Here is a 7,489-nt window from a genome sequence, read left to right as displayed (position 1 = left end):
GCTGGAAGCGAAAACGAGCCAAGAGCCGAAGTCGCGCCATTGGCGGCCTGAACTACCTGTATTCCGTCGGCGACCGTCGCGGCGCCCGTTCCGCCAACGTTTGTGATCAGCAGCGTGCTGGAACCGCTGGCATTGCCACCGTTGATCACGAGGCGATCCGACGCGGAATTATCGGGGCCGACGACCGTATTGAGCGCAATCCTGGCGTTTTGTCCGACGTAATTGCCCGTGACGACGAGCTGATTGCCCACGCCCGCGCCTGCAATCTGGGCGAGTCCGTTATTGGTGAGCTGGCCCTGGACGTTAAACGCACCCAATGTCGACGATGCAAAGCTCGGCAGCGCGTTGGCCACAAAAATAGTCCCGTTGTTCGTCACATCGCCGACCACGCTTCCATATCCGCCAAGGTTTGCGCCGGCGGCCACCGTAACGGGACCACCGCCGCCGAGCGTCGCGCTTGAATGCGAAATATCGCCGATAGCGAGCGTGCCTTCACTGATGGTCGTTCCACCGGAGAACGTGGTGAGTGCCTGAAGCAGCAGTTGTCCGTTGCCGAGCTTGGTCAGTGAACCGGTGCCTGAAATCCCCTGCGCCACGGTTGTATCGAAGCCTTGCGTATCGATGACCCCACCCGCCGCACCCAACGCGATGGGACGCGTCGCCGCCAGATCAAGCGCGTTGTTCAAGCGCAACGTGCCGCCGTCGAGCGTGAGGCCGCCCGTCGGGGCGCCGAGCGCGTTATCGGCGCCGACCGCGAGCGTCCCTGCATTGACCGTCGTCCCGCCGGAGTAAGTATTACCGCCAGCGGCAGCCGGCGCGAGCGTGAGCGTGCCCGCGCCATCTTTCTCCACCGCGCCCGTGCCTGACAGGGCGCCGGCGTAGCTGCCGTCGGTGGTCTGCGCGAACTGGACCAGCCCGTTGTCGGTAACCGTCGACGGCATGTTTTGCGCGGTCGCCCGGAGCGTGCCGGGGGCATCGACCAGAGCGGCGGTAGTGGGCGCGAACAGCCCAGTCAGGTTGAGCGTGCCGGTCTGTACTTCGGCCAGATTGAAGTCGCCCGTGCCGCTGAAAGTCCAGGCATCGCCCGACATGCGCAAGGTCTGGAACCGGGTGAACGTGTTCGATGCCGTACCCGTTCCCTGGAGAATCACCGTGCTTGCGCCCGGGCCGCCACCACCGTCAGCAGCGCCGATGATTTGCGAACCCGTCTGGAGAATCAGCGTGTTGGCGCCGTTGCCCATGGAAATGGCCGTGCCGCCGCCCGATTGCAAAAGGCCTGCATTGATGACCGTGCAGGCGCCATTCAGGGTTCTGACCGCCGCGGCGCTTTGACTGAAAATCTGGCCGCCCGCGCGGTTTTCAATAGCTGCTGTAAAGCTGGATCCCGCAGTGTTCGAAAAGACGGCGTCCGAGTCCGTGCCGATCGCGGTGATGGTGCCGGTGTTGACCAGCGTGTCGTTGTTGCCTTGCAGGTAGGCTGTGGGGCTGTTCGCCCCTGACGTCGATAAATTCCCGCTGTTGTTGATCGTGCCGCTGCCGCCGATGATCGAAGCCGCGCGGGCGTTGCTTCCCGAGGTTGTAACGGAGCCGGTGTTCACCAAGGTGTTGTTTAATTGCCCGACGTTGGTCTGTCCCCAGGCCGCCGACATCCCGTAGGCGTTCGGCCCGGATGTGGCGATGCTGCCGTTATTGATCAGCGTATTGCCGGTGCCGTTGGCGGCCATTCCGTCGTTGAAGGCGCCAGTCGTTGCGATTTGGCCAATCGATGTATTCGTGAGCTGGTTTGCATCGCCTGTGCCGAGCAGGACGGCGCCACGGTTGGTTCCGGACCCGCCGCCGCCTGTGAACGTCAATGCGCCGCTATTGGCGACGGTGCTCGCGCGTCCGACGCTAAACCCAACCGGCGCATTTGCGCGGGCGAAGCTAGCAACGACCGTGGAGTCAATGCCGATAGTGACCGCGCTAGAGCCGGTCACCGCAGCGACCGGAAGAATGGCGGTGCCGGTGCAAACGACGCTCGTTCCTGTTGTCGGCGCCGTCGAGCTGCGTGCCGCATTGGCGGTCCCTGAAAGCGCCTCCGTTACCACAACGGCGCTGCAAATGCCGATATCCAGCACTTTTTTCATTGATTGGCGCTCTCAGGACCCTCGAAGCTTCATAAAAAATGGACTTTTTTCTTTGTCTTACCAAATGTTTTATTTATGATCTGACTTCCGGATTGTGGGCGCGAAGCATCTCCGGACTGCGCACGTGACGGTTTTTGGAGCTTTGTTTTGGAAACATCGGGCAGAATCCAATTGCAGACTGTCATTTTCGCGTGGTAAAAGGAGTCTGCAACGCTTGGCCGATTGACGGCCGGTGGCGCTACCAAACGGAATTACGTCTCTTCTAGGAAAATCAGCAAATGGCAACAGGTATTGTGAAGTGGTTTAATGATGCGAAGGGTTTTGGCTTCATCACGCCGGACGGCGGTGGCGATGACCTCTTTGCGCATTTCTCTGAGATCCGCTCGGAAGGCTTCAAGACACTCCAGGAAAATCAGAAAGTAAGCTACGAAGCGAAGCAAGGCCCGAAGGGTCTGCAAGCATCGAACATCCAGCCGCTGTAATTCGTTACAGCCCGGCTTGATTGCATGAACCGAATGGCCCGCCTAGGCGGGCCATTTGTTTTTTACGGCACGAGGACAGGCCGTGGGCGCCGCGAGCGTCCGTTGTCCGACGCAGTGCCTCCTCGGCTGTATGCGCCAGTCCTGCTACCGCGCGTCAAGGAGCGTCGATAGCCAGAGGTGCCGGCGCAACCGCCGTGACCTTCTCGGGAAAAAGTCGCGGATATAACGCGCCCGCAATACATGCCCCAATAATGGGCGCGACCCAGAAAAGCCAGAGTTGTCCCAGCGCGGCGCCACCGGCGAACAGCGCGGGTCCGGTCGAGCGCGCGGGATTGACCGACGTATTCGTCACGGGAATGGATATCAGGTGAATCAGCGTCAGGCAAAGCCCAATGGCTAGCGGCGCGAAACCGTTGATGGCGCGTCCGTCGGTTGTACCGAGAATGACCATCAGGAAGAAAAACGTCATCACGACTTCGCAGATCAGGGCGGCCGTCATCGAATAACCGCCGGGAGAACGCGCACCGTATCCATTCGATGCAAATCCGCTGGCAGCGGCGTCGAATCCGGGCACGCCGGACGCAATAAGGTACAGCGCGAATGCGCCAATGGTCGCGCCAACAACTTGCGCAACAATATAAGGCGCCAGGTCGCGGACAGGAAAGCGGCCTGCAACGGCGAGGCCCACGCTGACAGCCGGGTTCAAGTGGCAACCCGATATATGCCCAAGTGCGTAAGCCATCGTCAGGACGGTTAATCCGAACGCGAGCGCGACGCCTGCAAATCCAATTCCGGTACCGGGAAATTTGGCCGCGAGAACTGCACTTCCACAACCGCCAAGTACTAGCCAAAACGTGCCAAACATTTCCGCAGCAAGACGTTGTTGTAATCGCATGATGTGCCATCCAGAATGGGTAACGGTTTCAATAGGAAGTGACCAGACTGCGCTAACTGACAATGACGCTTCATGGAATGCTTTGCTTTTTTATGGTCGATTCCGTTTGCGATTCTGCTCTGAGTTATGTGTCTGGCCGGCCATTGCAGCAAGACTCACCCGCGCGCCTGCCACGCATGCGTTGCGGTAGGTACGGACGGCGTGCCTGTGGAAGTACGTGGTGCAGTGCATCTACTGCATCGCCTTTTTTTAGCGATTCAATCGTGCTCGGAATGAGGTCGTCAGGGCACGAATCCAGTGTAGGTCAAAGTTTTTAAAAATCGATGTCATCAGCGTGTACTGCGCTCTGTGCTTCTCTATTCAAAGCAGTGGACCTGTTGCGGAATATGCGTGCGTATCAGTCGCCCCGCGCGTTGGAAATTCGTGGTCGGCGCAAGCGCCCGAGGACTTCGGCGTATCACGTTCTATTGCTTAAGCAGCTGCCATTTGCTATTTGCGCCACCGTCCTTGCAAGCAGTCGGCGCCCAGGTTTGCGTCTGGCCTTTTGCCTTGGCGACGATAGCAAGCGTTCGGCAACTCCGGTCACCCTCCTTTCGCGTATTGAGCGGCGTAATGGTGCCCGCTACATGAACCGGATTTCCGGTGCCGTCGTTGTTCCAGTCAAGCGCTTCACCGTCCTGCTTCGAGCCCAGGGCAGCTCGTGCGGCATGGTTGAATTGCTGCAGATCGCGCTCTTTCGTATAACTAATCGGCGTGTCCATCAGGAACCCGAGTTGGCCGCAGGAGCCCGCGGCATAGCTCAGGAATACGCTGCAAATCGCTATCTGAAGCCAGCGGAGACGGCCGTACGAGATTGAGTGAGCGTGCATAAAGCCTCCTTAAAGTACGGGTTGCCGCCGGACTTGGCCGGCCGTTCAAACATAAAAGTCCGCGGCCATGTCCTCGTCGGTCCGGGCGACTATCCGGCCACTTCGGACGGCTTGCGTGAACAGGTCGAAATCGCGCTCAACCTGATCCGCATAGTTCTTCGAATAGGCGACCATCGCTTCGGCGAATTGAGTTCCCTGGCCCAGATAAGCGCCAATCTCGATAGCCTTGCCGCCCGCTTTTGCATGAGCGCGCGCGAGTATCCAGCCGCACAAGCGCGCATAACCTTCGAGCAAGTCGATGTCGAATAACTCGATGTTCGCCGACAGCTTCATGTCCCGCAGTTGCCGGAAATAGAAATGGCGTCCCGATGGTCCGGTCGCCCAGCCAAGGAAGATGTCGCTGGCGGCCTGCATTGCTCGCTGGCCGCGCACCACACGTTCGCCGCCATGCGACAGCCGTTCGGCATCGAAATGCTGGTCGATGACGGAGCGCCGTGCCTCCTTGATCTGCAGGAACATGGGTTTTCCCAGCTCATCCGTCATCAACAGAACCAGGCAGCGAGTCCCGACGCTGCCGACGCCCACCACCTTGAAGGCCAGGTCCTGAGCCGTGAAATGTTTAAGAAGCGCACGGCGGTCGTGGCTGAGCGTTTTCACATACTGCGCAAACATGCCCTTGATCAACGCTTGCCAGTTCCCGAGCTTGACCCAGTCATCATCGGCTTCGAACAGCGTGTTGGCGCCGTGCACGTGGAACATGCCCGGCGGCACGTCGCGAAGGGTCCAGGCATCGGCCTCGACATCAAATTCCGCCACCTTCTCAAGCATGCTGTCATGCGTGCGGTTAGCGGCTTTCTCCATGCCTTTACGCAACGCGCGCCTGCGCTCCGGCGTCACGGCGGTCTCGAGCATCCGGTCGAAAGTAATGCGCTCGTACCATAGCTCCAGCGCGCTGTATTGTGCGTATTCCTGCATGCGTGTCTGGTACTGCGTCACCAGGGATTCGATCAGGCTCTCGCCCGTCAGGCGGCTCAAGCGCATGTGCCGCGCGGCCACCATGAAGCTTGTGGCCAGTCGTTTGATATCCCATTCCCACGGGCCGAGCGCGACTTCATCGAAGTCGTTGAGGTCGAACACGAGCTGGCGTTCCGGTGTTGCAAATCCGCCAAAGTTCATCAGATGCGCGTCGCCGCAGATGGGCATCACCAGGCCCGTATTCGATATCTTGCCGAGGTCGTTGGCCTGCAGGATCGCGCTACCCCTGAAGAACGTAAAGGGCGACGCCATCATTCGTCCGTACCTGAGCGGGATCAGGCGTTCTACACGGCCCTTGCTGTTTTGCGCGAGCAACTCGATGGGGTCTCGGTCGATCGTTCCAATCCGGGCGTGTGCGGATCGGGGCCATGTGCTCGCGGCACGCTTTGCCCGCTGCCATACGCGACGCTGTCTTGTTTTCAGTCCCCATCTACCCTCCGTTATGTCGCGCACCGGACCCACCGTCTCGCACGAACGGCGGGTCCGCGTCACGACTTTTTTGCCGGTCAGCCGGTTACTTTATTGGAGCGCCGTTGCGTGTCACCAGTACGGCAGTCGCTTCAATAAATTCGGCGTGTACGCTGTCGCCAACTTTTATTCCCTTTAGCGAAACGTCGGGGCCCGCTTGCAACGTTTCTGTTTTATTCGGCCCACGAATCGTAATAGTCCGCTTCGCATGGTCGACCTTCTGAACCGTTGCCAGCACCTGCACTCGACGTGCGGTTGCAGTCGATCCGCCGGATGCCGGGATGGTTGCGGTCTCGTCGACCCGCTCGCGAATGCCGTCCGACGCGACCTTGGTGGCGCGGATCAGCGCGGCATTCTCGTACTTGATGTGGACGGTGTCACCGATCTGCAACTTGCTACTTTCATACGACGCCAACGCAGACGACATCAGCGCGGACCACGTGATCGACCGTCTGATCGAGGAAGTCGCCGTGCCGGCGCAGCGGGCGAGTTGCACCGAGTTGCACTCTTAGGCAAGAGGACGATCAATGGCCGTGGCATCCGAAGCTGCTATTGGCCGCGTGTATGTTGACGCGGTCCATCTCGCGAAGCTCGAATTTCGTGCGTGCGGGTTGAGCTTCGTCGCGCCCGCGCCGGTATCGAGCATCTTGTCGGGCAACCATGCATCGCGTTTGCGTGGCCGTGGCCTTAACTTCGAAGAGATTCGCGACTACCTTCCCGGTGACGATATTCGCCACATCGACTGGAAGGTTTCGTTGCGTCTCGGCAAGCCGCAAATTCGTGCGTACACCGAAGAGCGGGACCGGCCGCTTCTTGTAGTGGTCGACCAGCGTATGAGCATGTTCTTCGGGTCGAGTCGTGCGTTCAAGTCGGTGGTCGCGGCTGAGGCCGCGGCACTCGCGGTATGGACGGGATTCGCTGCGGGCGATCGCGTGGGTGGCGTGATCTTCGATGACGACCACGTCGTTCGCGTAAAGCCACTATGCAGCCGCAGCCGGATCAGGGTGCTGTTCGGCGCGCTCGCAGGGATGAACAGAGCGTTACATGCCGAGAGCGCGTCCAGAACGAACTACGGTCAGCTCGATACCGCGCTTCAAGGCGTATTGCAGCTAGCAGGACACGACTACCTTATTTGTATTGTGAGCGATTTTACCGGTGCGACCGAACGCACTCGCAAGCTGTTGCGCCAGCTATCGAAACACAACGACGTCATTGCCGCGATGGTCTTCGATCCTCTCTGGCAGCACATGCCCGAGCATCGTGCGCTGGTGGTCAGCGAAGGGCGTCTTCAGGTCGAACTGCGCATTGAGCAGGAGAAGGTGCGGGTGCCGCTCGCGAGCATGTTCAAGGGCCGCACGGCAGAGGTGGCCGACCTCTTGCGATCGAGCGGCGTGCCGCTGATGGCGTTATCGACTCATGAACCCGCCGTCGATCAGGTTCGACGTCTGTTCGGTGAACGCGTCAGGCAGACGACGGGCAGCGGATCGTTGTTATCGACCGCTCGCGAGCGCTAATTGCGTGCTTGGTTTTGGCCTTCCTGTTCTCACTGGTTTGGGCCTATCCCAGACTGACGATTCGCTACAAGCAGGCCAAGCGCGCTTTGATCGCTGCACG

Annotated in this window: 6 protein-coding genes and 1 pseudogene; 2 read left to right on the top strand and 5 right to left on the bottom strand. The window is 59.8% G+C overall.

The window, feature by feature from the left end; all coding sequences use genetic code 11:
• A partial coding sequence (locus tag JWR14_RS09155; RefSeq protein ID WP_299704817.1) for an autotransporter-associated beta strand repeat-containing protein occupies positions 1-2,126 on the bottom strand: 2,126 nt, incomplete at its 3' end.
• A gap of 278 nt (positions 2,127-2,404) precedes the next feature.
• On the opposite strand from JWR14_RS09155, the gene JWR14_RS09150 reads away from it, so the two are divergent.
• Positions 2,405-2,608, top strand: coding sequence for a cold-shock protein (locus JWR14_RS09150; protein ID WP_031362205.1), 204 nt, complete (start codon positions 2,405-2,407; stop codon positions 2,606-2,608).
• A 154-nt stretch (positions 2,609-2,762) separates the two neighbouring features.
• Here the strand turns inward: JWR14_RS09150 and aqpZ are convergent, their stop codons facing one another.
• The 4 genes and pseudogenes from aqpZ to JWR14_RS09130 all read right to left on the bottom strand — a co-directional run bounded on the left by aqpZ (position 2,763) and on the right by JWR14_RS09130 (position 6,371).
• The gene (gene aqpZ, locus JWR14_RS09145; protein WP_299704808.1) at positions 2,763-3,503 is read right to left on the bottom strand and encodes an aquaporin Z; all 741 of its coding nucleotides are present in this window, start codon (positions 3,501-3,503) and stop codon (positions 2,763-2,765) included.
• Positions 3,504-3,967: 464 nt separating this feature from the next.
• Complete coding sequence (locus JWR14_RS09140; RefSeq protein ID WP_299704806.1) at positions 3,968-4,372, bottom strand: hypothetical protein; 405 nt, start codon at positions 4,370-4,372, stop codon at positions 3,968-3,970.
• A gap of 45 nt (positions 4,373-4,417) precedes the next feature.
• Positions 4,418-5,807, bottom strand: a pseudogene (locus JWR14_RS09135) (DUF2252 domain-containing protein).
• A 114-nt stretch (positions 5,808-5,921) separates the two neighbouring features.
• A complete protein-coding gene (locus JWR14_RS09130) occupies positions 5,922-6,371 on the bottom strand; it encodes a copper-binding protein (protein WP_299704804.1) in 450 nt (149 codons plus the stop codon).
• A 31-nt stretch (positions 6,372-6,402) separates the two neighbouring features.
• On the opposite strand from JWR14_RS09130, the gene JWR14_RS09125 reads away from it, so the two are divergent.
• On the top strand, positions 6,403-7,389 hold the full coding sequence (locus JWR14_RS09125; protein WP_299704802.1) for a DUF58 domain-containing protein: 987 nt from the start codon (positions 6,403-6,405) through the stop codon (positions 7,387-7,389).
• Positions 7,390-7,489 lie beyond the last annotated feature (100 nt).

The sequence above is a fragment of the Caballeronia sp. genome (assembly GCF_028292365.1).
Lineage (GTDB): Bacteria > Pseudomonadota > Gammaproteobacteria > Burkholderiales > Burkholderiaceae > Caballeronia.
Note: the sequence above shows the minus strand (reverse complement) of the source record. Positions and strands in the feature narration are given on the sequence as shown.

Bases quoted from the DNA above. Each gene is read 5' to 3' on its own strand.
- JWR14_RS09150 (WP_031362205.1), top strand. From the start codon at position 2,405: ATGGCAACAGGTATTGTGAAGTGGTTTAATGATGCGAAGGGTTTTGGC.
- aqpZ (WP_299704808.1), bottom strand. From the start codon at position 3,503: ATGCGATTACAACAACGTCTTGCTGCGGAAATGTTTGGCACGTTTTGG.
- JWR14_RS09140 (WP_299704806.1), bottom strand. From the start codon at position 4,372: ATGCACGCTCACTCAATCTCGTACGGCCGTCTCCGCTGGCTTCAGATA.
- JWR14_RS09125 (WP_299704802.1), top strand. From the start codon at position 6,403: ATGGCCGTGGCATCCGAAGCTGCTATTGGCCGCGTGTATGTTGACGCG.